A 21,590-nucleotide genomic window follows, 5' to 3' on the forward strand; every position below is an offset into this window, starting at 1 on the left:
GAAGGGAGTGTTTATGTCGCGGCTCGCTGTTGTTCAAACCCGCGCCAAAACCGGACTGGACGCACCTGCGGTATCGGTTGAAGTCCATTTGTCGGCAGGTCTGCCAGCTCTGAATATGGTCGGTCTTCCGGAAGCCGCTGTTCGTGAAAGCAAAGACAGGGTAAGAAGTGCCATCCTCAACAGTGGCTTTGAGTTTCCGGTTTCCCGTATTACCGTGAATCTGGCACCCGCTGATCTTCCCAAAGAAGGCGGTCGCTTTGATCTGCCTATCGCTCTGGGTATTCTGGCGGCATCGGGCCAGCTTAAACCTGAGTCTCTGGCAGGTTACGAGTTTCTTGGTGAGCTGGCCCTGTCGGGCGCACTGAGACCGATCACCGGCTCATTGCCAGCATCCATAGCCTGCAGCCAATCGGCTCACACACTGCTGCTGCCCCAGATGAATGCACAAGCGGCAGCCCTTTGCCCCGATGCCAGAGTGTTGGGGGCAGAAAACCTGCTGGGAGTCTGCGCTCATCTCACCGGTAATCAACATCTTACAGAAGCCATCTGCAACAGGAATGAATCCCCTGTCGATTATCCTGATCTGCTGGATGTAAGGGGGCAACAACAGGCTAAACGGGGTCTGATGACGGCCGCCGCTGGTGCTCACCATCTGATTTTCTACGGCCCTCCGGGAACCGGCAAAACCATGCTGGCCAGTCGCCTGCCCGGGATTCTTCCCGAGATGAATGACCAGGAAGCTCTGGAAGTGGCCGCCATACATACTTTGTCTTCCTATAGCCAGCCCCCTTCATGGAAGCAGCGACCCTTTCGCAACCCCCATCATACCGCTTCAGCCGTCGCCCTGGTGGGTGGAGGCAGCCAACCCCGACCAGGAGAGATTTCCTTTGCGCACAACGGTGTTCTGTTCCTGGATGAACTGCCGGAGTTTCAAAAGGTAGCCCTGGAAGTACTGAGAGAACCCCTGGAAACCCGCGAAGTGGTTATTTCCCGGGCCAAAGGTCAGGCCAGCTTCCCTGCCGGCTTTCAGTTAATTGCCGCTATGAACCCCTGCCCCTGTGGATATCTTGGCGATCCACAGAAAGCCTGCCAGTGTTCTGCAGAGCAGGTCAGGCGTTATAAACGAAAACTGTCAGGCCCTTTACTGGATCGCATTGACTTACAGATAGAGGTCTCCAGTCAGAAAACGGAGCGACTTTTTGAAAACCCGCCTGAAGATGAAAACCTGTCAACTGAAAAAATACGTCAGCAGGTGATTAAGGCAAGGTCTATCCAGCAGCGCAGGCAGGGGAAACTCAACGCCCGTTTGTCTGCCAGCGAGATGAATGAATACTGTTCACTGAATAAAAAAGAACAGGATTTCATGACCCGGCTGTGTGACAAACTGGGTTACTCCGCCAGAGCCGTACACCGAATACTGAGAGTAGCCCGAACTCTGGCGGATCTTGAGGAAAAAGACATTCAACAAAAACATCTTGCTGAAGCGGTGCATTACAGGAAGCTGGATCGTGAACCGGGTTAACCGATGACCTCTTTCTGTTTTAAAGCTATTTTTTCAATCTCTGGCTATCAGTTACCGGCTCTGGCAAATCATGCATCGGTTAGCTCTTACTTCCAGGTTCACACCCTGAGAGTATTAATGTTCCTGCCAGTACATGCTTTCGGAAACGGCTTTAATCAATCGACTGATGTCTTCCGGATACACTTCTCCGATATTGCCGATTCTGAAACAGTCGGCATCGGAGACTTTACCCGGATAAATAACGAAACCTTTCCCTTTCAGCTGCTCATAAAAGCGCAGGAATTCATAATCCGGGTGCTCTGGAGAGTAAAAAGAAGTAATAAACGGAGAGTGCAGTTCACTGTCTAACAGACACTGGAAGCCCAGCTCATTCATACCCTGGACGAGCAAACGCTGATTGCTGAAGTAACGCTTGTGGCGGGCAGCAATGCCCCCCTCTTCATTTAACTCAGCCAGGGCTTGATGGAAAGCCCTTACGGTGTGGGTAGGAGAGGTAAAACGCCACTTACCGTGATTCTTCTCCATACATTGCCACTGATCATAGAGGTCCAGAGACAGAGAGCGGGCCAGCCCCTTGCATTGGGACAAAAAAGTGCGACGTGCTATGACAAAGCCAAAACCGGGTACGCCCTGAATACATTTGTTGGCAGAGCTGATCAGAAAATCAATGCCCAGCCCGGCAAGGTCAATCGGGACACCGCCGAAGCTGCTCATGGCATCAACTATAAGAATACAGTCGTATTTCTTCACCACGGGTGCTAGAACTTCAATAGGATTTAGCATGCCTGTTGTGGTTTCACAATGAACAATGGCGACATGAGTGATGGCTTTATCTTCACAGAGTATCTGATCGATTTCCCCCGGCGTCGGCGGATTAATCTCACCACAATTCAAAATGCTGTGGGGAATATTCAGATACTCGGCTATCTGGGCAATACGGGCACCGTAAGCCCCATTGTTGATGACTAGTAATTTACCTTCATCAGGGATAACCGACCCAATCGTAGCTTCTACCGAAGCAGTACCACTACCCTGCATGAGAACGGCGGTGTAATCCTCAGTGTCCGAAGCCAGTTTAATGAGCTGACTGCGGATCTCTTCAACCACGCCAAGGTTGTAATCATCATCCCAGGTACACCAGTCACGCAGCATCGCTTCGCGGACACTGGCAGAGGTTGAGAGAGGTCCCGGGGTCAACAGGAGATAGGGATTTTCCAGGCTCTTTTCTTTCACAGTGGGTACTTCTTTTGTAGACATGGCTTTAAACGAGAAACCTTATAGAAACAGATATTTTTAATTATCTGGTATATACCAATTTACATTAATCATGACGGGGACACCTTTTTCTGTAAATAGCCAACGGCCATTCTTCATAAAAATTTCACATTCATCACAGTCGGGAGACCTCAGATAAAGGAAGCCAGAACGCCTGATGAAGCAAATATTTAATTGTCATAAAAGCGTTCATTTAATTGTCATAAAAACGGTTTAGCATGGTATATACCAGTTGAGAATCTATTGACCCTTAGAGAATAGTATTTATGGGACAGGGAAAAAATCAGTATCAAATCATCCGCGCTGTCCTGAATGAACAGATAGAAAGTGGTGAATTAAAACCGGGGAGCAAACTGCCCTCGGAACGATTGCTGAGTGAAAAATTCGGCACCACCCGCATTACTCTCAGAGAGTCATTGTCCTCACTGGAAGCCGACGGGCTGGTCTATCGCGAAGATCGCAGAGGCTGGTTTGTTTCTCCGCAAAGAGTGACCTTCGATCCGACGGTGAATGCTAACTTTCATACTATCGTCACCCGCCAGGGTAGAGTGCCTGGTACCAAGGTGATCAATGCCGACCTGGTGCCAGCACCGCCCGGGGTTCAAAAGCTACTTCAGATTCCAGCTCTGACCCCGGTGTATCGGCTGCAACGCCTTCGTTCAGTGGATGGGCGAAATGTCCTGTACGTTGAACATTACATGAACCCGGCCTACTTCCCGGATCTGCTTAAACACGACTTGTCTCAATCACTGTCCGATGTTTATCAGGAGCACTACAACCGCCGGTATGCCCGGGTCAGTTTCAGGTTGTACCCGGTAGGCCTGAATGCCGAGGCTTCTTCACACCTCAAGGTCACCACGGGCAGTTCCGGTTTGCTGGTTGAGCGTATTAACTTCGATCAATCGGATGTCTTGATTGACTGTGACTTTGAATATTGGCGACAGGATGCCGTGGTTATTGCTGCTAATACCACTATTACCCCAATGACTTGAGAGCCATTAATACCTGCTGGTGCCTAGGAGCTATTTTCTAACTAAACGTCCATAACCCTTTAACTTCCAGATCTGACAAATGAAAAGAGGTCACAATGAGCAAAATTCAACTCGCAGTTTTTGATATGGCTGGTACCACGGTCAATGAAGACAACGTCGTTTACAAAACCGTTCATAAAAGTCTTGTCGACGCAGGCTACGACTTCACTCTCGATGAAGTCCTTGAGCATGGTGCAGGCAAAGAGAAACATCAGGCCATAAAAGATACCCTGTCGTCCAAAGGCTTCGACCACTCGGACTCGGAACAAATCTTCCAGTCCTTTAAAAAACAACTGACACTGGCCTATGAAGAACTGGCAGTCAGCTCTTTTGACGGCGTTCCCGAACTTTTAAAAGAGCTGCGGGCAAGAGGCATCAAAGTCGCACTCAACACCGGCTATAGCCAGCAGGTAGCAACAGGCCTGCTGAAAAAGATGAACTGGCTGCCCGGGGTCGAATTCGACACCCTGATCACTGCGGATGATGTAACAAACGGCAGACCAGCACCCGACATGATTGAGCTGGCCATGGAGAAAACCGGCATTCACGACAGTTCACAGGTACTTAAAGCCGGAGATTCAGCCATTGATATCGAGGAAGGAAAAAACGCCCGCTGCGGTATCACGGTTGGCGTGACTACAGGCGCCCAGACCCGGGAGCAACTGGCAACAGCCGCCCCAACGCTGGTGCTCGACAACTTGGCCGATATCCTCAAGCACATTTAAACACCGGGAGAAACCTTTGAAATACGATTTAATGGTTGTCGGTGCAGGTATTCTTGGCACTTTTCATGCCTTCGCTGCTGCGAAGCGGGGGTATAAAGTACTGCTGGTTGAAAAAGACAGTCAACCGGTACAGGCCACCGTCAGAAACTTTGGCATGGTTGTCCCATCTGGCATGGCAGCAGACCTGCTGCCGACCGCCCTGGACTCTCTGAGCATTTATCAGACCCTGCAAGATCAGTTTGATATTTCCGCTCGAAGAAATGGCAGCTGGTATATAGCCTCCGATGACCAGGAGTTGGCCATGTTGCAGGAGCTACACCAACGAAACCAGCAAACGGGCTACCCTTCATCACTGCTAAGTATTGACGAGGTAATACGTGCCAATCCTGTCGTCAAGAAAAGTTATGCAAAAGGTGCCCTGTACTTCCCGGAGGAATTCAGTGTTAATCCCCTGCAACTGATTTACCGGATCATTGGGTTCATTCAGCAGGAATACACCGTTGAATATCGACCCAACACCCAAATCATCAGCATGGAAACCGGGCAGGATGAAGTCATCAGTGAGGATTCAGCTGGCGAGCAATACCGGGCTTCAAAAGCGATAGTCTGTAACGGGCATGATTTCAAAACCCTGTTTCCATCACGCTTTCTAAACAGCGATATTGAGCTGGTCAAGCTGCAAATGATGCGTACCAAACCACTGCAGAGCGTCAGCCTCAATGGCAATTTGCTTTTGGGCAGAACTATCAGACGCTATGAGAGCTTTCGCAACTTGCCTTCCTGGAGTGCCGGAGAAAAGGACTCAGATCTGGATAAGTACGGGATTCATATTCTGTTCAAACAAGAACTGGATGGATCCATCATCATTGGCGACTCACACGAGTACGCCGATGCTCATGAGGCAGAAAAACTCTCCTTCACAATGAATCAATCCATCAATGAACGGATGCTGACAGAGGCCAGAAACATTGTTGAGCTACCTGGCTGGGATATAGCGGAATACTGGGCAGGCTATTACTGCCAGAGTAAAACCGATCACTACTACCAGGACGATATAGACGGCAAAATTTACTTTCTCACGGCCATCGGTGGCAAGGGCATGACCCTGGCTCCCGGCATTGCAGAAAAGAATATCGAAGACATCCTTTGACATCCTCCCCGACGTAAAGAGGCTGTCGCAAAACCCTCTCCAGCGAGGGAACGAGTTGACTCCCGTCATTCCCGACTTCATTCTCGTCATTCCCGCGAAGGCGGGAATCCACACAGACTCACCACCAGAACCATACTGCCCGATGCCCCCTTGGCCTTGTCATCCCCGAGAAGGCAGAGATCCACCGTTGGCGCTGGATTCCCGCCTTCGCGGGAATGACGACCTCAGAGCATGGGAACGAGCTGTTGGAGTTTTGCGACACCCTCTCAAAGTGTAGGGTTTTACACTCATTCGATAAAAAATATTTGATTGGGGATAATACGTTTTCTGGACCAGTGTTCGCCTATCGTCTGAGTAAAATCACTTCTTACCAGCTTGGCTCTTCTTAGTAAAAAGTCACTCTCATCTTGCCTCAGATATACACCTTCCAGTTTTTCCGCATCGTAGCTGGACGGCTTTTCCAGAAACTCTTCAAGCCTCGGCTCTGAGAATACGCCTCTCGCCATGGGTTTAATCACGGGAATACCCAACGATGCCAAAAGCTCATTTCTTCGATCAACAGAATAAAACTGATTGGTACTCTGATCATAGATATCAAAACCGATAAACCAGTCCGGTAGAGTCCGGTAATGGATTGAATGTTGTGCATAACACCATTCGCCAAACAGAATAAGGTTTCTACCAAGTCGTTCGATCAAGTCGTATTCATAGCGTCTGGCCCATTGCCATAAGTGTTTAAACTGCCCTCCGGCATCATGCTCGATCCAGGCTCCTCTGTTCTGGGCTCTTAGACGCCCATGCGAGCCAACAGAAAAGCCGACATTGGCACCGTCCACCTTCTCTTCTACTGTCAGTGAAAAAGACAGCATTTCTGCTGCCTCCTCGTCCGACAGCAGTTTATCGCCTCTGGGTTCAGATGGACCCAGCCACTTGATATGGGGCGTATGAGGAAAACGGAAAAAATCATCGATTATGATGTGCTCGCCATTTCTCTCTTGACCAGTCCTCAATGATCTGTTCAACAATCACTCCTTCGGCTTCCAGAGCCTCTTGCCAGTCATACCAGTCAGTATCACAGGCATTCACAATGTTGCAAGGCATTCCGGATTTATTAGCATTGAAGCAGGCAGCGACCATTTTAGTATCGGCCAGATCGTGAATGACAGGCTGTAAAGACGCTTCTAAACGGGCGACCTTTTCAGTGTCAGGCAGAGCAGGGTCTTCAACCCACTCAATATCAACATAATCAATTTCTGAGCGTGACATTTTCTCAAACAGAACCCGTTGACCATAATCCTGATCGGTCAGCTTGTTCTGGTATTCACCAATAATGGCCCAGTCCTTGTCTACCACCATCCTTCCGACACTGGCTTCAAAATCCATTAGCCAGTTCAATACCTTTTCAGACTGCTCTGCATCTTCAACAGGATGCCTGTCCGAGGCAAAAGGTGAGTCAGGGTGTTCACCACTGGCAACAATCAAAACATTCGTATCAACAACATGCCGGTTCATGAAGCCTTGCGTTCCTCTTTCATGCGTTGCATGGTCACTTTTGCCTGCTCTCTCACTTCGCCTGTTGCATCACCGAAGAAGTTGTCTGGCCAATTGGCGAGCCTGCCATACTGATCCATAGCCAGTGTTTTCAATACGGCGTCTGACTTTTTCCGGTCGACAAAATAAAGAGCGCACTGATCGGGTTGAGCTTTTCCTTTAGCAACCAGTGTCTGCATACGCCTAAACAGATGCTCCGAGTGAGTTTCTACCAGAAATTGTATTTTCCGTTTTCTGCTGACCTCCAGAAAAAGCTCCGCCAGTAAGGATTGTGCTTGTGGATGAAGGTGGATTTCAGGCTCTTCCAGGATGATTGTGGAGTATTTGGGAGCAAAATAGGCCAGCACCAGAACCGGGAGAACCTGAGATATCCCGATACCCACGTCTCGCAGATTTGCAGCAACGCCGTCCCGATGAATAATCACACTGTAGTTGCCAGCACTCAGCTGTTTGATTTCGAGCCTATCGGCTATCTTCATTCTCTTTAGCCACCTGGATACTGATGCAACGAGATCATCATCGTTTTTCTGCCTTGCAAAGACACTGGCCAATAAAGCTGGGACGGCATTATTCCCATCATCACCAATAATGCCGGGGCGGGTTCTGTTCCAGATATAGGTGCGTTTGGGCTTGTTCCTCAACGGGCCAAGATAAGCAATATCTTCAAGCTCACGTCTCAGTTGCAGGCTGATATCTTCTACCTGTCCACCCTGTTCTTTCAGTTCAGCGATGGCATCGGCAGAGAATGCGATCCCCCGCTCAGGAGTGTAAGCCCTGCTTTTAAGACTGGATCGAGTCTCACCGGGCGCATAAATAGCAAAAGCTCTGCGTTCAGTGCGTGCCAAACGAAACCAGTCTGTACTGTTCTGACTGAGGGAGAGGTTGTCAACAACCGGACTCTTCCTGGAGTCCTGAGCGTACTCGACAGCAAAGAAACAGTTGGATTTCTGATGAACCACATCCAGCTCAATCCCCACTTTTCGTTTTTCCGGATTCCGAGTCAGCAGGTCTTCAAATGAGCCCATATCCACAAAATCATTCACTTCATCGCCACCAAGATTCAGGTGAACAGAGCGATCAGGTGAAGCGGCAGTCTGTTTCATTAACAGCAGACTTTGCAACAGGCTCGATTTGCCTGTGGAATTCCCACCCAGCAGAAGGGTGACAGGTGCCAGGCGAACATCGCCAGAACTCCGCCAGGCTTTAAAATTGGTGAGCTTCAACCGGGTAAGCATGCAAACAATATCCTTAGTTAAGCCATCGATACATCATAACCAAACTCAGGGGTTATTGTCCCTGAGTGTTAATCTCCATCAGGTGTTTCCAGCTCAAAACCCTCCTGAAGAATAAAGCTACGCAACAGGTTGGCCGCCTTAATATTCACCCTGAAGTTAGCAACGGGTGCTCCCTCAAAGGTTTCAAAATAGGCCTTGGCTCTGGGTTTGTCGATAGAGTCTGTCAGCTCATCAAACCGCCCGTATTCATTAAGGTTGGCTTTGGTAACACCGGTATTCATCAAGGCGAGCAGTTTATCTTTGTCCACTCCCAATGCATCAACAATGGCCTCAACCTCTTTATTTTGTGCCTACACTTTGTAATCGTTGAGGTAATCTCGAAAACTGCGAGAAGGGTCAACACTCACATCACCACACTGAATTCCCCTCAATAAAATCCCGGCAAATTTCTGCTCAGCCTGAGAGAGTGAGGCAAAAGAGCGTTGCAGCTCCGCCAGTGTCGCCTCCCGGGATTTTTCATCACCGCCTTCCTGCATTTTAAGGAACTTCTTAAAGTTCGAGTTCATATAGTCCGCATCAATCTTGCCGGTATCGATCTCGGTAATATGGCTGTCAATATCGAAAGGCACTGCATCATCGCCGCCACTGCCGCTGCCCTTGCTCAGCTCTTTGTAACGCTGTAACAAAGTACGATATTGCTGATAGGTAAAGTTCAGGGTAACGGTCTGTTTCGGGTCTTCAAAAGTGTAAATGATTTTCTCCCAGCAGAATCCCTGAATTTTGGCCGCCTCCAGAATATCGCTGAACTCCTGAAACAGTTTGGCAAAGGCCGCCCGGTCGCTGTTTTCATCCGGCAGTTGCTTGAAGTCATCAATACCGGCAGCAGCGAATAACGCGACCATCTCCGTAAAGCGGGCATTCATTCTTTCCAGGTTGCCCGGCAGACGATCCGCAAACAAGCCGGTAGGCTTATCACCAGAATACAGTTTGACCGCCGCATTGACATTGCGGGTCATGGTGTGAGGCTTACGATAGTAACGAATAGTGCCAAAGGGTTTGTCCGGCCCAAACAGGCGGTTAGTGCGGGAAAACGCCTGAATGATATTTTCATAGGTCAGCACCTTATCCATGTACAGGGTGTTGATCCATTTGGAATCAAAGCCGGTCAGCATCTGATCCACCACAATCAGCAGATTGAGCTGCTTTTCAGGCTCATTTTCTATTCGGTTGTAGGGTTTTTTATGGGCCAGCCGGTTGCTAATGTCTTTTTTAAATTTGCCGTGGCTGCCGAGGTCGAAGCTCTGGTTATAATCTTCTAGCAGTTCCACCAGCCCGTCGGACTTAACAGCAAACCCACCATCATTATCAATTGTAGGGTCAAACAGTGCCGTGATCTTTAAATCCGGGCATTTGTCTTTTATCAGCCGGTAATAGTTGATCGCCTCAGGAATACTGTGGGTGGCAAAAATTGCATGAAACTTGCCATCCTGACTGAGCGTCAGCCAGTTATCAGCAATATCCTGCACCACGGCGTTCTGGTGTTCAGCCCGGTTGTACTGGCTATTGGGTAAATGATCTTCAATCCCCCGCTGGTATATACCCATATCATCCCGAAATCCGGTCATGGGCACGTCGTTCATGTAACGCTGGAAGACTTTTTTCTTATCAGAATCCGCCAACGCTTCCTGCACAGTATTCGCCCTCGATTTTTCCAGCGCAATGGCCTGACGCACATCCCGGTCCTTGTAGGTACGAACCTCGTAAGGGTCAAAGCCCAGTACGTTTTTATCGCGGATGCCATCGGCAATGCTGTAACGGTGCAGCTCATCGCCAAATACGTCGGTCGTTGTATTATCTTTGCGAGTATTTTCCTTATGAATGGGCGTGCCGCTAAACCCAAAAAATACCGCACCGGGAAAGCTCTTTTTAATATCGATGAGCATATCGCCAAAAGTGGAGCGATGGCACTCATCAATAATAAATACAATGCGCTTGGCACGCATGGTATCCAGATCGTGTGCTTTGAGCCCGCCTTCTTCATCTTTCAATCGGCTCATTTTCTGAATAGACGTCACTATCAATGTATTCGCCGGATTGGTACTTTTCAGCTTATTAATCAGAACCGCAGTATGTTCGGTGGCCTGCACAGCATTCTCATCACCGGCAAAATCCTGATAAGCCTCCAGCGTCTGGGTGCCCAGTTCAATCCGGTCGAGCAGAAAGACCACCTTATCTGCATCTTTGGAATTGGCAATCAGCTGGGCGCATTTGAAACTGGTCATGGTTTTACCGGCTCCCGTGGTATGCCAGATATAACCGCCAAGCCTATTCGGATTTTTCCAGTCGGTTCTGGCCACCTTGTCGGAAATAGCGTGGGCCGCGTAATACTGATAACTGCGCATCACCTTCAGCACCCCGTCGGACTCATCTGCCACGGTATAAAACCCGATCAGCTGATGGGCCATAGGTATCGATAGCAGGCGAGCAGTGAATGACTGCCACTGATTAATGGGTTCGTTATTCACATCCGCCCAGTGGAAAGCGTAATCTTTGTTAAACTTCCCATCCGGTCCTGGATTGGCAAAAAATAGCGCTTCCTCCGGCACCATTGCCACAAAAATCTGCACCAGAGAAAACAGTCCGCTAAAAATCCCCTCACGGGAATATTTCTCAATTTGATGATATGCCTGACTGACCGGCACACCGCTGCGCTTCAGCTCGATATGAATCACCGGCATGCCATTGATTAACAGCATCAGGTCGCCCCGGCGGTCATTGAGTATTTTTGAGCCACGCACAAACTGGGGCTGCTGCACAATCTGGTAGCGGCTCTGACCGGCGGCAATCTCATGGCGGTCGTAAATTTTCAGGCTGACCTCTTTGCCAAAATGCAGCTTGTCGTCTGGATTATCGCGGGTAATGGCGACGGTTTTACCGTTAATAAATCCGTTCAGCTTCAGCGGTGTGCGCAGTTCGGTGAGCTGTTCCATCACCTGCTGCATTTCGCTCCCGGTCAGCGGCACTTCATTGAGCCGGTCAATGCCTTTATTGTTCTCAAACAGAATCTGTGCCCAGTTATCCAGCAAATCCTGTTCGCCAGAATTTTTGATAATCTCAGACTCCCAGCCCCGCTGAGTCAGCTCGTGGATTACGGCGTTTTCAAAATCGGCTTCTCTGGCAAAGGTGGGCATGGCTACACTCCCTGTTTTGTGTTCATGGTGCTGGGGTTAGACAAACATCTTCTCCAGACAGGCGGATTTGATCTGTTTGAGTTTTTGCAGTTGGGTGGTGTGTTGAGCAATCAACTTGTCGAGGTTGCGGAAGTAGTTGCCTATTTTTTGTTGTTCTTCTGGCTGAGGGATTGTGACTTCCTTAAGCTCCATACCTTCTTTTGTAATATGAATCATAGTTGAGCCACTGCTATTGCTGAGTATTCTCTCCTTGTCATTTTCGAGAAGTTGCAAAGCAAACTCTTTTCGAAGCTTTGCGGTGAGCTCAACTTTCCAAATATGGTAATGGTAAATGACTTTATCACCTTCCCATATATGCGGGCCAAAGCTAGCTGACCATGTGTAAAGTAAATCACCTTTATTGGCGTAATACTTTTCACCTAATTGCAAATCTGAGAAATACCATGATGAATTTGTATAGAAGTTACCGACACGGAGGACTTTATATTTTCCTCTATCTAGTAGCTCATTTTGACTGTAGGCTCTTCCATTTATGAAATTGGTAATATCACCTAACTTGTACTTCTTCCAATGTCCAGAAACCCCCTTAAACCGAACTTCCGGAGTAGTAGCACCCTCCTGCGGAAACATCTTTTGCAGCATCGCCTGCTTCAGCGTCACCAGCTTGTTATGCTTGCGCTGGTGCAGTTCAATCATTCGGTCCAGAGCTTTGAAATAGGTGCCGATTTGGGTTTGCTCTTCTTTGCAAGGCAGATTGATTCTTGTTATAAAGGTGCTTGATTGTACTTCCTTCAAGCCCTGACCACTCTACAATCGAGTAAAATTGTTTTAAAAAGGTGTTAACAATAGCCCCATTATGCTGAAGCCAGACAATGTTCGAATCCTGAAAGTATTCATCTTTTCCTTCGTATTCAACAACTCTGCCAATGCTCCCAATCACTGAGAACAGAAGATCACCTTTTGAAGGGAATGGAAATCGCTCTTTGTACTCATCAAAAAGCTTCTGAGAGATAAAAAGTTTTGGCTGTCTGCCAAATGTCCCTATTTTATAAAAGGGTACATCACCCGAATCAGTTGTTTGGTGCTTGAAAATACGTTTGTTCATGGCAACACTGCCAAGCTGGCCAAGTGTTTTTTCTACCCAGTTCGCCTCGAAGCCTTCAAACCGTAGCTCTGGCACCTTCCTATCCATCTGCTTCGCCATCTCAGTTACTCACCAGAAAAGTTTTCAGTTCTGCCAGACCTTTCCGGTCAAACTCGTTGCCATCCAGTTCATCCAGCATCCCGGCCAGTTCGATCTCGGTCTGCTGAATCTCCCGGGCATTGTCGGCGTAGGTGATCCGGTATTTTTCCACCAGTGCTTGCAGCTTGCCGGTTAGGGCATACATCTTCTGGTCGGGCAGTCGGTGGAGAGCGTCGTTTAAAGGAGTAATCCATTTACGCTCCAGCAAATCATTCACCTGTTCGTCAGTCAGATTTTCGATAGTCGTTTTGGTCAGCAAGTGCAGTAACTTGTCTTCCTCTTTAATAGCGGCCTTCAGCTCTTTTTCTTCCGCCAACAAGCTGCTGGCCTTGATGAGTTTGTAAGCAAAACTTTCTTCCGGGAACTCAAACGCAGACTGTAGCTGTATAATATAACTGTTCACCTTAGCCTTGGCGTAGGTGCCGTCTTTGTTTGCTTCCATCCGAACCCACTGGACCTCTGGATGCTCTGCAATAAACGCCTCTTTTTCTGGTTTCCTGGCTTTTGCATTGAGCAGATCAACGTAGGCGTTTAACGACCGAATCTCATCGGTTTCGACATCGCTTAACTGTTCTTTGAGTTCGCTATTAACCTCTTTGGCAACAAATTTGTCATTGGCATCGTTCAGGACGGAATATTCTCCATCAGTTTCCGACAATGTTTCTATTAAGCCTTCAAGTTCGCTGCTGACTTCACAAAGGCGGTTTTCTTTCAGGCTCAGGGCATCCAGTTCGTCTTTGAGGTAAGTGTTTTGCACCAATTCAAACGGCATAATACGGCCTTTCCAGCCTTCCTGTTCTTCGACCTCTTTACCTTTTTTCTTTTTGATCACCAGATTAGGGTCAACCACACGGGAGGCTTCAAACCCTTCGGTTTGCAGAATTTCCAGATCCACCGCAATGTCCTGCCATTGATCCGCCAGCAGTTGATAGGCGTGGTATTTATCCAGCAGCGGCAAAGGTTCCAGGCGGCTGAAAATATGTTCGCCAATCACCGTTTTCTGGCGAGGCACATGCAGCTCAAGACATTGCTCGATCAGCTCACGCTTCAGGTAGGCCGGGAAATCCGCAAAGGCATCGGCAAACTGGGCATTGAATTGCTGTACATCGGAATGGTCGCTGATGGCTTTGGCAAGGTCACCCACTTTCAGGCTGGCATAAGGTGTTCCGTCATCGCTGAACAGATGGTGGCGCAAATGGGGGAACGCTTGCCAGTAGTCGTTTAATGCGTCCAGCTCGCTGGTGGGAATGCCACCAAACATGGAGGCGTACAAATCCCAGCTTTCTGCCGGGTCGGATGAGTCTACATATCTTGGGATATTGAGGTTGTAGCCGTTTTCCCGGATTTCTTCCTTGGGGACGACACGGCTGTAGTCGGGTATATTCTGACGACCAATCACAGTGTCGGCGATTTTCTTAATATCGCTGGCCCGCAGTTTGTTGTTTTTGCCTTCTTTTACGAATCCTTTGGAGGCATCCACAATCAGTACATCGTTATTCCCACGCTTCTGTTTAAGCACCAGAATAGTGGTAGGAATGCCGGTGCCAAAGAAGATATTGGCAGGCAGCCCAATAATGGTGTCCAGATGGTCGTTTTCGATCAGGTTTCGGCGAATTTCACCTTCTTCCCCCCCCCGGAATAAAACACCGTGAGGCAGAATAATCGCCATAATGCCGGTTGGTTTCAGGTGGTAAAGATCGTGCAGCAGAAAGGCATAATCCGCCTTGGATTTGGGGGCAAGACCAAAGCGGGAATAACGGGGGTCGTTGTCTTTATGTTCCGGCTCCCATTTTTGTGAATAGGGCGGATTGGAGACTACGGCATCCAGATAGAGAGGGTTGTAGGAGCCTACGGGATCGTTGTCCTCAAAGAATGGCCAGTCATCTTCCAGCGTATCGCCGTTTCGGGTGACGATATTGCTGGGCAGAATGTTCCACATAATCAGGTTCATTCGGGTGAGGTTTTAGGTGTTCTCTTTTAGCTCCTGGGCATAGTATTTGATGTTGTCTCTGTTGCCCATGTACTTGGCGATGGCCTGACCCTGGCTCCCGGTATTGCAGAAAAGAATATCGAAGACATCCTTTGACATCCTCCCCGACGTAAAGAGGCTGTCACAAAACCCTCTCCAGCGAGGGAACGAGTTGACTCCCGTCATTCCCGACTTCATTCTCGTCATTCCCGCGAAGGCGGGAATCCACACAGACTCACCACCAGAACCATACTGCCCGATGCCCCCTTGGCCTTGTCATCCCCGAGAAGGCAGAGATCCACCGTTGGCGCTGGATTCCCGCCTTCGCGGGAATGACGACCTCAGAGCATGGGAACGAGCTGTTGGAGTTTTGCGACACCCTCGAAGGCGGGAATCCACACTGACTCACCACCAGAACCCTACTGCCCGGTGCCCCCCTGGCCTTGTCATCCCCGAGAAGGCAGAGATCCACCGTTGGCGCTGGATTCCCGCCTTCGCGGGAATGACGACCTCAGAGCATGGGAACGAGCTGTTGGAGTTTTGCGACACCCTCGAAGGCGGGAATCCACACTGACTCTCCACCAGAACCCCACTGCCCGGTGCCCCCCTGGCCTTGTCATCCCCGAGAAGACAGAGATCCACCGTTGGCGCTGGATTCCCGCCTTCGCGGGAATGACGACCTCAGAGCATGGGAACCAGAGTTTTGCGACACCCTCTAGAAGTACGGGGTTTTACGCTCATTCGATAAATCTTTCCGCATCCCCATCATTTCTTTGCGATATTGACGGTTCTCTTTGGCATCAATGGCGGAATTGACCAGCCCAAAACCACGGGCAAAGCCCCCGGCAAAAGCATCTGTGCTTTGGTAATTCATTTTGATTCCCTTCTGTTATTTGCCTACAGTGGTAGGGCAATGGAGGTGATTTATGGAAAACTTGTATGACACTGATTTCTACACATGGTCTTATCGACAAGCCGAGCTTATCAGGCAAGGCCGTTTCGATGAACTTGATATGGACAACCTGGTCGAGGAAGTTGAGGACATGGGTAGAGCCCGATATCGTTCAGTACAGAGCCGTTTGTCTCAATTACTCATGCACTCGCTTAAATGGCAGATGCAGCGTAAAAAAAATGATTTGCATGAGATGGATCAATGGTTCCGAAGCTGGTCAACCAGTATCAGTAAACAACGTATTGCCATTGAGCATGAGCTTGAAGAAAATCCCGCTCTCAATAGTAAACTGGACGAGATTTTGCCAAAAGCCTATCAGTACGCCCGAAAGCTTGCTGCCAACGAGATGCAGTGCAAACCCGACGCTTTCCCGTCTGAGTGCCCATGGACGTACGAACAAATCATGGCAGAAGACTGGCTGCCGGAGGCTGACGATGACTGATTTATACAAAACCGACTACACCGCCTGGCTAAGCCAGCAACGGGAACTGCTGGCTCAGCGACAATTTCACAAACTCGACATTGACAATCTGTTGGAGGCGATGGATTACGAAATGGGCAGTACCAGAGATACTCTTGAGTCTCATTTATCGGTATTGGTTTTACATCTTCTCAAATACGATTATCAGAAACGGATTCTGAAAGATTTGTGGGTAGAGGATAAGGTTGTCCAGACGTGGATGCCAAGTATCTACAATTCCAGAGCAGCGATTGAAAAGCAAATTTCAAAACACCCTCATTTACAGCCCACGATCGAGGAGTTATTGGCGGGTGCATATTCCGATGCATGTCGGCAAGCAGTTAAGCAGATGAACAATTACGCTCGCAGTGAAAGCCAGAAGCTGAGCAAAAACAGTTTTCCCGACCAATGCCCATGGACCTTTGAACAGATCACAGATGACGACTGGCTGCCCGGCGATTAAAACAACGCAGCAGCCCCAATCCCCGCCCCTTACCAATGATGCCAAAGAACCCGCCCTGGTTCTGGGCACTCTGCTGAACCGCCGCCTGATTGCACAGCCTCCGAAGACCAAGAGTTGGCCATGTTGCAGGTAACTGTCACAGAGTCGACAAAGATCTGTAATATTTTAGTCATTTCTCTCTCGTAGAATCGCGATATCCCTTCTGGTCTTGGCCAGAACAAAATGATTATCCGACTGGAGAGAGCTCCATGAAAAAACACCTGACAGCCCTGGCCCTGGCCCTGGCAACAACTTCGATTTTTAGCGCTTCATCTTTCGCTGCGACCCCTGTAGAGCTGACGGTTTATACAGCTTTTGAGACCGACATTCTGAATCGCTACAAAAAAGCCTTTGAGCAGGACAATCCCGATATCAGCATCAAATGGGTTCGAGACTCTACTGGTATCATGACCGCCAAACTGCTGGCAGAAAAAGATAACAGCAGGGCAGACGTCGTATGGGGTCTGGCCGGTTCCAGCATGGCACTGCTGAAGGACGAAGGCGTACTGGACACCTACAAGCCCAGAGGTCTGGATCAAATCAAGACTCAGCTGGTTGATCCTGATGCCGCCAAAGCCTGGTTTGGCAACCAGGCCTATTTCAATGTCATTTGCTACAACGAAGCGGTAGCTGCGGCCAAAAATCTGCCCAAGCCTCAATCCTGGCAAGACCTGCTTAATCCGGTCTATCAGGGCCAGATTGCCATGCCTAACCCGGCCTCTTCTGGCACTGGCTATATGCAGGTTTCTGCCTGGCTGCAAAGCATGGGCGAAGACCAAGGCTGGGCTTATATGGACAAGCTGAACAACAACATGTCCCAATACACTCACTCAGGCTCCAAGCCCTGTGTTCAGGCCGCCATGGGTGAAGTGGCTATTGGTATTTCCATGGCGGTTCGTGGCGCCCAACTGAAAAGTCAGGGTGCACCACTGGACCTGATTCTTCCCAAAGGTGGCGTTGGCTGGGATGTGGAGTCAGTAGGTCTGGTTGCAGGTACCGATCATGCTGCAGCGGCGAAAAAGCTGGTCGACTGGTCTCTCAGCCAGGAAGCTAATGAGCATTATGTAGAGGCTTACCCCGTTGTCGGTCACAAAGACGTCAGTAAAGAAGTGCCCAACTATCCAGACGTAGAAAGCGCTATGGTGGATCTGGACTTTGGCGAAATGGCCAGTGAGCGTGAGGCTGTGCTCGCTGAATGGTCCAAGCGTTTCGACCATATGTCTGAACCCAAGTCTTGATGCCTCACTAGTTATGCAGAAAGCGCCGTTTATTCCCCACAGGGAATAAACGGCTTTTTCAGGTTTGGAGCTTTAGGAAGTTACCGCTATGCAACCCTTTCTCACCATCGAAAACCTCGGGAAACGCTTTGGCGATTTCACCGCCCTCAAAGAGATTTCCCTGTCCGTTAACAAAGGTGAATTCATCTGTTTTCTCGGCCCCTCTGGCTGCGGAAAGACGACACTACTGAGAATGATTGCGGGATTGGAAGCCTGTCAACAAGGTGAGATCTGGCAGGATGGCGCCAACATAACAGCACTGCCGCCTGAACAAAGAGACTTCGGCATTGTCTTTCAATCCTATGCCCTGTTCCCGAACCTGAATGTTTCAGAGAATATTGGCTTTGGTTTGAAAAACCAAGGTCAATCCAAACGGGAAGTTGAGAAGAACGTTAACCACTGGCTGAACATTATCGGCTTGCAGGATTCCGGCCCCAAATTCCCCTCTCAGCTTTCTGGCGGTCAACAACAGCGCGTGGCACTGGCGAGGGCTCTGGCACTCTCTCCGGAGTTGCTGCTACTGGATGAACCCCTCTCTGCCCTGGATGCCAAAGTCAGAATTAAATTGCGAGAAACAATCTGTAAGCTGCAAAGAAAACTGGGCATTACCACCATTATGGTGACCCATGACCAGGAAGAGGCTATGGCTATGGCTGATCGCATCGTGGTAATGAATCACGGAAACATTGAACAGATAGGCACACCGGAAGAAATTTACAAGCAGCCGGCCTCTCGCTTCGTTGCTGAATTTGTCGGTGCCATGAACTTTCTGGAAGGTGATACCAACAGCAAGAATCAGGTCGTTCTGGCCAACCAGCCACTCTCTCTGCCAGTGACTGACTCAACAGCGAGAAAAGTGATTCTGGGGATTCGTCCTGAAGACCTGAGCTTCAGTGAAGGTCAGTCTGCTCTGCCAGTCAGTGTTGAAAGTCTGGAGTTTCAGGGTTCCTTTGTTCGTGCAGAGTGCAGCCCCGTTGGCTGGAGCAGTAAACGACTGATTAAAGTCGATGTGCCTATCCACCAGCTGGCCGGTCTTGAGCTGAAACCAGGAAGCCTGAACCGGTTGTCCCTGAGTGAAAAACATATCCATGTCTTCCCTGCAGCCTGATGAGTCCGCTTTAAATATGAGTATCTCTACACACACCCCAGCGGATGCAAACTCTCCAGCGCTGAGCCGGAAGCCTCTGCTGCCAACCATCAGCAGGGATCAATGGATTCTTGGACTGGTCATCGGAGCGGTTGCTCTCTATCTGATCATTTCACTGCTTCTGCCACTGCTGGCCATGCTGGCAAGAAGCGTTCAGGACAGCAATGGGGCTTTTGTTGGCCTGAGTTACTTTGCTGATTATCTTGGCAACCCGGCCCTGAGTCATTCCATTGGCAACACCCTGAAAGCCGGTGTTATTGTTACGACAATAGTCGTCAGCTTGTCATTCCTGTTTGCTTACGGACTGACACGAACCCAGATGCCTTTCAAACCCCTCTTCAAGGTAATGGGCATGTTACCCATACTGGCACCTTCCCTGTTGCCTGCCATCAGTATGATTTATCTGTTTGGCAATCAGGGGGTGGCTGTAGACCTGCTGTTTGGACAGTCTATTTATGGTCTGCCCGGTATTGTTATGGGTCTTGCTTTCTGGACCTTTCCCCATGCACTGCTAATTCTCACGACGGCGCTTTCAACATCCGACGCCAGACTCTATGAAGCAGCTCGCTCCATGGGCACCTCTCCGTTCAGAACGTTTACAACAATCACTCTTCCAGCCGCCAAGTTTGGTTTGATCAGCACAGTCACTGTCGTTTTCACCCTGGTTGTGACCGACTTTGGTGTCCCAAAAGTAATTGGTGGCCAATATAACGTACTGGCCACCGACATCTATAAACAGGTCGCCGGTCAGCAGAACTTTGCCATGGGTGCCGTCATCAGTGTGCTTTTGCTGATACCCGCCCTGTTGGCATTTGTGATTGATCACAGAGTGCAGAAAAAACAGAAAGAATTGTTTGGCGCTCGCTCAGTCAATTTCCAGCCTGAGCGAAACCCCGTGAAAGATGGCATTTTCTTCCTGCTGTGTAGCCTGGTCTCTCTGGCCATTGCGGTCGTGGTGGGCATGGCGATTTATGGCTCACTGGTCACTTTCTGGCCCTGGAATATGGAGCTGTCCTGGAACAACTATCAGTTTGAAAAGTTCAGTGCCAATGGTTGGGAGCCCTACTTCAACTCTCTGGAAATGGCGTTCTACACGGCTATTGTCGGAACTCTGATTATTTTCATTACCGCCTACAATGTGGAAAAAAGTAAATTACCCGCCATTCTGAAACACTTTATCCACATTATGGCCATGTTGCCGATGGCAGTACCCGGTATGGTGCTGGGTCTGGGTTATATCTTCTTCTTTAACCAGGCCGGTAATCCGCTGGGGATACTCTATGGAACCATGGCTATTCTGGTCATCAATACCGTGGCCCACTATTTCACTGTCGGGCACCTGACGGCATTGACTGCCCTAAAGAAGTTACCCGCCGAGATCGAACAGGTAGCCGCATCACTCAAGATTCCACAGTATAAAGCTTTCCTGAAAGTATCCCTGCCAGTCTGCACGCCAGCTCTGCTGGATATAGCGATCTACCTTTTCGTCAACGCCCTGACCACCACTTCAGCTGTCGTTTTCCTTTACTCTACCGATACCATGCTGGCTTCGGTTTCTGTAATGAACATGGAAGATGCTGGACAAACAGGCCCGGCCGCAGCCATGGCGGTTTTGATTCTGGCAACCGCAGCCTGCGTCAAGATAGCTCATATGACGTTGGGTAAATTGCTATTGAACAGAACCCAGAAGTGGAAGCGCTCCTGAAGCACCCTTGAAATCCTCCAAATCCGGTCAGATTTCTGACCGGTTATCCAACAACCTGCGGATTCCCGTTATACAGAAAGTTAGACATGCGAAATCTTCATGTCTATAAATGACACAAACTCTTTGAAAATTTTATTATGGAGTCTTGATGATCGTTAGACTTTTGTTGGTACTTTTCTTTATTTTAATTTCAAATATATGTCTTGCCAGCGTCGAGGAAGATCTTGAAGAAATCAAGAAAAACATGAAAATAGCTAATGAAAAAATAGAAGAAACTAAAAATAAATTAAAAACACCTGAGCTTGTAATGTCTGGCCCTTTAGGAGCTTCGGGAGCTGTTGAATTCAGATTGTGTGGTTTCTCAAGAAATAATCCAGAAGCAAATGCCGCATTATTTTCAGCAGTATCCTATTTGACAGAAGTTTTACAACAAATGAAGTTTTTAATAGAAAGTTATCCTGAATTTGATCGGGCTGGAACGCTATTAAATCTTCACTCCACTGTACAACATCCACTAGAGTACGTTTCATCAGTAGGTCCTGTGCTATTGGCATTGCCATTCGCTCCTGAAATAGAGAGTCAGCTTCAGAAAGTTGAAGACGTTGCAAACAAAATCAACACTGCATTGAACAGAATTTAGAAAAATTTTCAGGGG

24 protein-coding genes are annotated in these 21,590 nt (G+C 48.9%); 13 read left to right on the forward strand and 11 right to left on the reverse strand.

Annotated features, from left to right (window positions below):
• Positions 1-13 precede the first annotated feature (13 nt).
• Entirely contained in the window at positions 14-1,522 is a 1,509-nt protein-coding gene (locus P6910_RS23125) for a YifB family Mg chelatase-like AAA ATPase (RefSeq protein WP_317143610.1), read from the forward strand.
• 114 nt (positions 1,523-1,636) lie between these two features.
• On the opposite strand, the gene phnW is transcribed toward P6910_RS23125, so the two are convergent.
• Positions 1,637-2,779 (reverse strand): 2-aminoethylphosphonate--pyruvate transaminase, encoded by a 1,143-nt coding sequence (phnW, locus tag P6910_RS23130; protein ID WP_317143611.1) that lies wholly within the window; start codon positions 2,777-2,779, stop codon positions 1,637-1,639.
• Between the two features lie 284 nt (positions 2,780-3,063).
• Here phnW and P6910_RS23135 point away from each other — a divergent pair, with 284 nt between their 5' ends.
• The 4 genes from P6910_RS23135 (at position 3,064) to P6910_RS23150 (ending at position 5,980) form a co-directional block, all read left to right on the forward strand.
• Entirely contained in the window at positions 3,064-3,789 is a 726-nt protein-coding gene (locus P6910_RS23135; RefSeq protein WP_317143612.1) for a UTRA domain-containing protein, read from the forward strand.
• Between the two features lie 95 nt (positions 3,790-3,884).
• The gene (locus P6910_RS23140) at positions 3,885-4,553 is read left to right on the forward strand and encodes a phosphonatase-like hydrolase (protein ID WP_317143613.1); all 669 of its coding nucleotides are present in this window, start codon (positions 3,885-3,887) and stop codon (positions 4,551-4,553) included.
• Between the two features lie 16 nt (positions 4,554-4,569).
• A complete protein-coding gene (locus P6910_RS23145) occupies positions 4,570-5,703 on the forward strand; it encodes a TIGR03364 family FAD-dependent oxidoreductase (RefSeq protein WP_317143614.1) in 1,134 nt (377 codons plus the stop codon).
• Between the two features lie 55 nt (positions 5,704-5,758).
• Positions 5,759-5,980, forward strand: a complete 222-nt coding sequence (locus P6910_RS23150; RefSeq protein WP_317143615.1) for a hypothetical protein — start codon at positions 5,759-5,761, stop codon at positions 5,978-5,980.
• Positions 5,981-5,990: 10 nt separating this feature from the next.
• On the opposite strand, the gene P6910_RS23155 is transcribed toward P6910_RS23150, so the two are convergent.
• From P6910_RS23155 to P6910_RS23195, 9 genes are all read right to left on the reverse strand, one after another.
• Positions 5,991-6,725 (reverse strand): RNA ligase family protein, encoded by a 735-nt coding sequence (locus P6910_RS23155; protein WP_317143616.1) that lies wholly within the window; start codon positions 6,723-6,725, stop codon positions 5,991-5,993.
• Entirely contained in the window at positions 6,667-7,215 is a 549-nt protein-coding gene (locus P6910_RS23160) for a hypothetical protein (protein ID WP_317143617.1), read from the reverse strand. Before P6910_RS23160 ends, P6910_RS23155 begins: the two co-directional genes overlap by 59 nt.
• Positions 7,212-8,489 carry an AAA family ATPase gene (locus tag P6910_RS23165; RefSeq protein WP_317143618.1) on the reverse strand — a complete coding sequence of 426 codons (1,278 nt, stop codon included), beginning with the start codon at positions 8,487-8,489 and terminating at the stop codon, positions 7,212-7,214. The genes P6910_RS23160 and P6910_RS23165 overlap by 4 nt, the downstream gene beginning before the upstream one ends.
• 68 nt (positions 8,490-8,557) lie before the next feature.
• Positions 8,558-8,797, reverse strand: a complete 240-nt coding sequence (locus P6910_RS23170; protein WP_317143619.1) for a hypothetical protein — start codon at positions 8,795-8,797, stop codon at positions 8,558-8,560.
• A gap of 42 nt (positions 8,798-8,839) precedes the next feature.
• A complete protein-coding gene (locus tag P6910_RS23175) occupies positions 8,840-11,680 on the reverse strand; it encodes a type I restriction endonuclease subunit R, EcoR124 family (protein ID WP_317143620.1) in 2,841 nt (946 codons plus the stop codon).
• A gap of 36 nt (positions 11,681-11,716) precedes the next feature.
• The gene (locus tag P6910_RS23180) at positions 11,717-12,376 is read right to left on the reverse strand and encodes a restriction endonuclease subunit S (RefSeq protein WP_317143621.1); all 660 of its coding nucleotides are present in this window, start codon (positions 12,374-12,376) and stop codon (positions 11,717-11,719) included.
• On the reverse strand, positions 12,369-12,884 hold the full coding sequence (locus P6910_RS23185; protein ID WP_317143622.1) for a restriction endonuclease subunit S: 516 nt from the start codon (positions 12,882-12,884) through the stop codon (positions 12,369-12,371). Before P6910_RS23185 ends, P6910_RS23180 begins: the two co-directional genes overlap by 8 nt.
• 1 nt (position 12,885) lies before the next feature.
• Positions 12,886-14,874: an N-6 DNA methylase gene (locus tag P6910_RS23190; protein WP_317143623.1), complete on the reverse strand. Its 1,989-nt coding sequence runs from the start codon at positions 14,872-14,874 to the stop codon at positions 12,886-12,888.
• A 12-nt stretch (positions 14,875-14,886) separates the two neighbouring features.
• Entirely contained in the window at positions 14,887-15,012 is a 126-nt protein-coding gene (locus tag P6910_RS23195) for a hypothetical protein (RefSeq protein WP_317143624.1), read from the reverse strand.
• Positions 15,013-15,064: 52 nt separating this feature from the next.
• Between P6910_RS23195 and P6910_RS23200 the strand changes: the two genes are divergently transcribed.
• Together P6910_RS23200 and P6910_RS23205 are read left to right on the forward strand one after the other, a co-directional pair.
• Positions 15,065-15,466 (forward strand): hypothetical protein, encoded by a 402-nt coding sequence (locus P6910_RS23200; protein ID WP_317143625.1) that lies wholly within the window; start codon positions 15,065-15,067, stop codon positions 15,464-15,466.
• Positions 15,411-15,611 carry a hypothetical protein gene (locus P6910_RS23205; protein ID WP_317143626.1) on the forward strand — a complete coding sequence of 67 codons (201 nt, stop codon included), beginning with the start codon at positions 15,411-15,413 and terminating at the stop codon, positions 15,609-15,611. Before P6910_RS23200 ends, P6910_RS23205 begins: the two co-directional genes overlap by 56 nt.
• Here the strand turns inward: P6910_RS23205 and P6910_RS23210 are convergent.
• A complete protein-coding gene (locus tag P6910_RS23210) occupies positions 15,608-15,766 on the reverse strand; it encodes a hypothetical protein (RefSeq protein WP_317143627.1) in 159 nt (52 codons plus the stop codon). The genes P6910_RS23205 and P6910_RS23210 overlap by 4 nt on opposite strands.
• Before the next feature lie 52 nt (positions 15,767-15,818).
• Between P6910_RS23210 and P6910_RS23215 the strand changes: the two genes are divergently transcribed.
• The 6 genes from P6910_RS23215 to P6910_RS23240 all read left to right on the forward strand — a co-directional run bounded on the left by P6910_RS23215 (position 15,819) and on the right by P6910_RS23240 (position 21,575).
• Positions 15,819-16,286, forward strand: a complete 468-nt coding sequence (locus P6910_RS23215) for a DUF29 domain-containing protein (protein WP_317143628.1) — start codon at positions 15,819-15,821, stop codon at positions 16,284-16,286.
• Entirely contained in the window at positions 16,279-16,767 is a 489-nt protein-coding gene (locus tag P6910_RS23220) for a DUF29 domain-containing protein (RefSeq protein ID WP_317143629.1), read from the forward strand. Before P6910_RS23215 ends, P6910_RS23220 begins: the two co-directional genes overlap by 8 nt.
• Positions 16,768-17,015: 248 nt before the next feature.
• Entirely contained in the window at positions 17,016-18,044 is a 1,029-nt protein-coding gene (locus P6910_RS23225; RefSeq protein ID WP_317143630.1) for a putative 2-aminoethylphosphonate ABC transporter substrate-binding protein, read from the forward strand.
• An 88-nt stretch (positions 18,045-18,132) separates the two neighbouring features.
• Positions 18,133-19,191 (forward strand): putative 2-aminoethylphosphonate ABC transporter ATP-binding protein, encoded by a 1,059-nt coding sequence (locus tag P6910_RS23230; protein WP_317143631.1) that lies wholly within the window; start codon positions 18,133-18,135, stop codon positions 19,189-19,191.
• 16 nt (positions 19,192-19,207) lie between these two features.
• Positions 19,208-20,935: a putative 2-aminoethylphosphonate ABC transporter permease subunit gene (locus tag P6910_RS23235; RefSeq protein ID WP_317143632.1), complete on the forward strand. Its 1,728-nt coding sequence runs from the start codon at positions 19,208-19,210 to the stop codon at positions 20,933-20,935.
• Between the two features lie 148 nt (positions 20,936-21,083).
• The gene (locus tag P6910_RS23240; protein ID WP_317143633.1) at positions 21,084-21,575 is read left to right on the forward strand and encodes a hypothetical protein; all 492 of its coding nucleotides are present in this window, start codon (positions 21,084-21,086) and stop codon (positions 21,573-21,575) included.
• The last annotated feature ends 15 nt before the right edge of the window (positions 21,576-21,590 follow it).

Source organism: Endozoicomonas sp. 8E, assembly GCF_032883915.1.
Taxonomy (GTDB): domain Bacteria; phylum Pseudomonadota; class Gammaproteobacteria; order Pseudomonadales; family Endozoicomonadaceae; genus Endozoicomonas_A.

Excerpts from the sequence above, each read along its gene's own strand:
- P6910_RS23160 (WP_317143617.1), bottom strand. The coding sequence starts at position 7,215 with ATGAACCGGCATGTTGTTGATACGAATGTTTTGATTGTTGCCAGTGGT.
- P6910_RS23135 (WP_317143612.1), top strand. The coding sequence starts at position 3,064 with ATGGGACAGGGAAAAAATCAGTATCAAATCATCCGCGCTGTCCTGAAT.
- P6910_RS23230 (WP_317143631.1), top strand. The coding sequence starts at position 18,133 with ATGCAACCCTTTCTCACCATCGAAAACCTCGGGAAACGCTTTGGCGAT.
- P6910_RS23210 (WP_317143627.1), bottom strand. The coding sequence starts at position 15,766 with ATGAATTACCAAAGCACAGATGCTTTTGCCGGGGGCTTTGCCCGTGGT.
- P6910_RS23175 (WP_317143620.1), bottom strand. The coding sequence starts at position 11,680 with ATGCCCACCTTTGCCAGAGAAGCCGATTTTGAAAACGCCGTAATCCAC.
- P6910_RS23195 (WP_317143624.1), bottom strand. The coding sequence starts at position 15,012 with ATGTCAAAGGATGTCTTCGATATTCTTTTCTGCAATACCGGGAGCCAG.
- P6910_RS23215 (WP_317143628.1), top strand. The coding sequence starts at position 15,819 with ATGGAAAACTTGTATGACACTGATTTCTACACATGGTCTTATCGACAA.
- P6910_RS23220 (WP_317143629.1), top strand. The coding sequence starts at position 16,279 with ATGACTGATTTATACAAAACCGACTACACCGCCTGGCTAAGCCAGCAA.
- P6910_RS23140 (WP_317143613.1), top strand. The coding sequence starts at position 3,885 with ATGAGCAAAATTCAACTCGCAGTTTTTGATATGGCTGGTACCACGGTC.
- P6910_RS23185 (WP_317143622.1), bottom strand. The coding sequence starts at position 12,884 with ATGGCGAAGCAGATGGATAGGAAGGTGCCAGAGCTACGGTTTGAAGGC.
- P6910_RS23225 (WP_317143630.1), top strand. The coding sequence starts at position 17,016 with ATGAAAAAACACCTGACAGCCCTGGCCCTGGCCCTGGCAACAACTTCG.
- P6910_RS23190 (WP_317143623.1), bottom strand. The coding sequence starts at position 14,874 with ATGAACCTGATTATGTGGAACATTCTGCCCAGCAATATCGTCACCCGA.
- P6910_RS23165 (WP_317143618.1), bottom strand. The coding sequence starts at position 8,489 with ATGCTTACCCGGTTGAAGCTCACCAATTTTAAAGCCTGGCGGAGTTCT.
- P6910_RS23240 (WP_317143633.1), top strand. The coding sequence starts at position 21,084 with ATGATCGTTAGACTTTTGTTGGTACTTTTCTTTATTTTAATTTCAAAT.
- P6910_RS23180 (WP_317143621.1), bottom strand. The coding sequence starts at position 12,376 with ATGATTGAACTGCACCAGCGCAAGCATAACAAGCTGGTGACGCTGAAG.
- P6910_RS23235 (WP_317143632.1), top strand. The coding sequence starts at position 19,208 with ATGAGTATCTCTACACACACCCCAGCGGATGCAAACTCTCCAGCGCTG.
- P6910_RS23205 (WP_317143626.1), top strand. The coding sequence starts at position 15,411 with ATGGGAACGAGCTGTTGGAGTTTTGCGACACCCTCGAAGGCGGGAATC.
- P6910_RS23125 (WP_317143610.1), top strand. The coding sequence starts at position 14 with ATGTCGCGGCTCGCTGTTGTTCAAACCCGCGCCAAAACCGGACTGGAC.
- phnW (WP_317143611.1), bottom strand. The coding sequence starts at position 2,779 with ATGTCTACAAAAGAAGTACCCACTGTGAAAGAAAAGAGCCTGGAAAAT.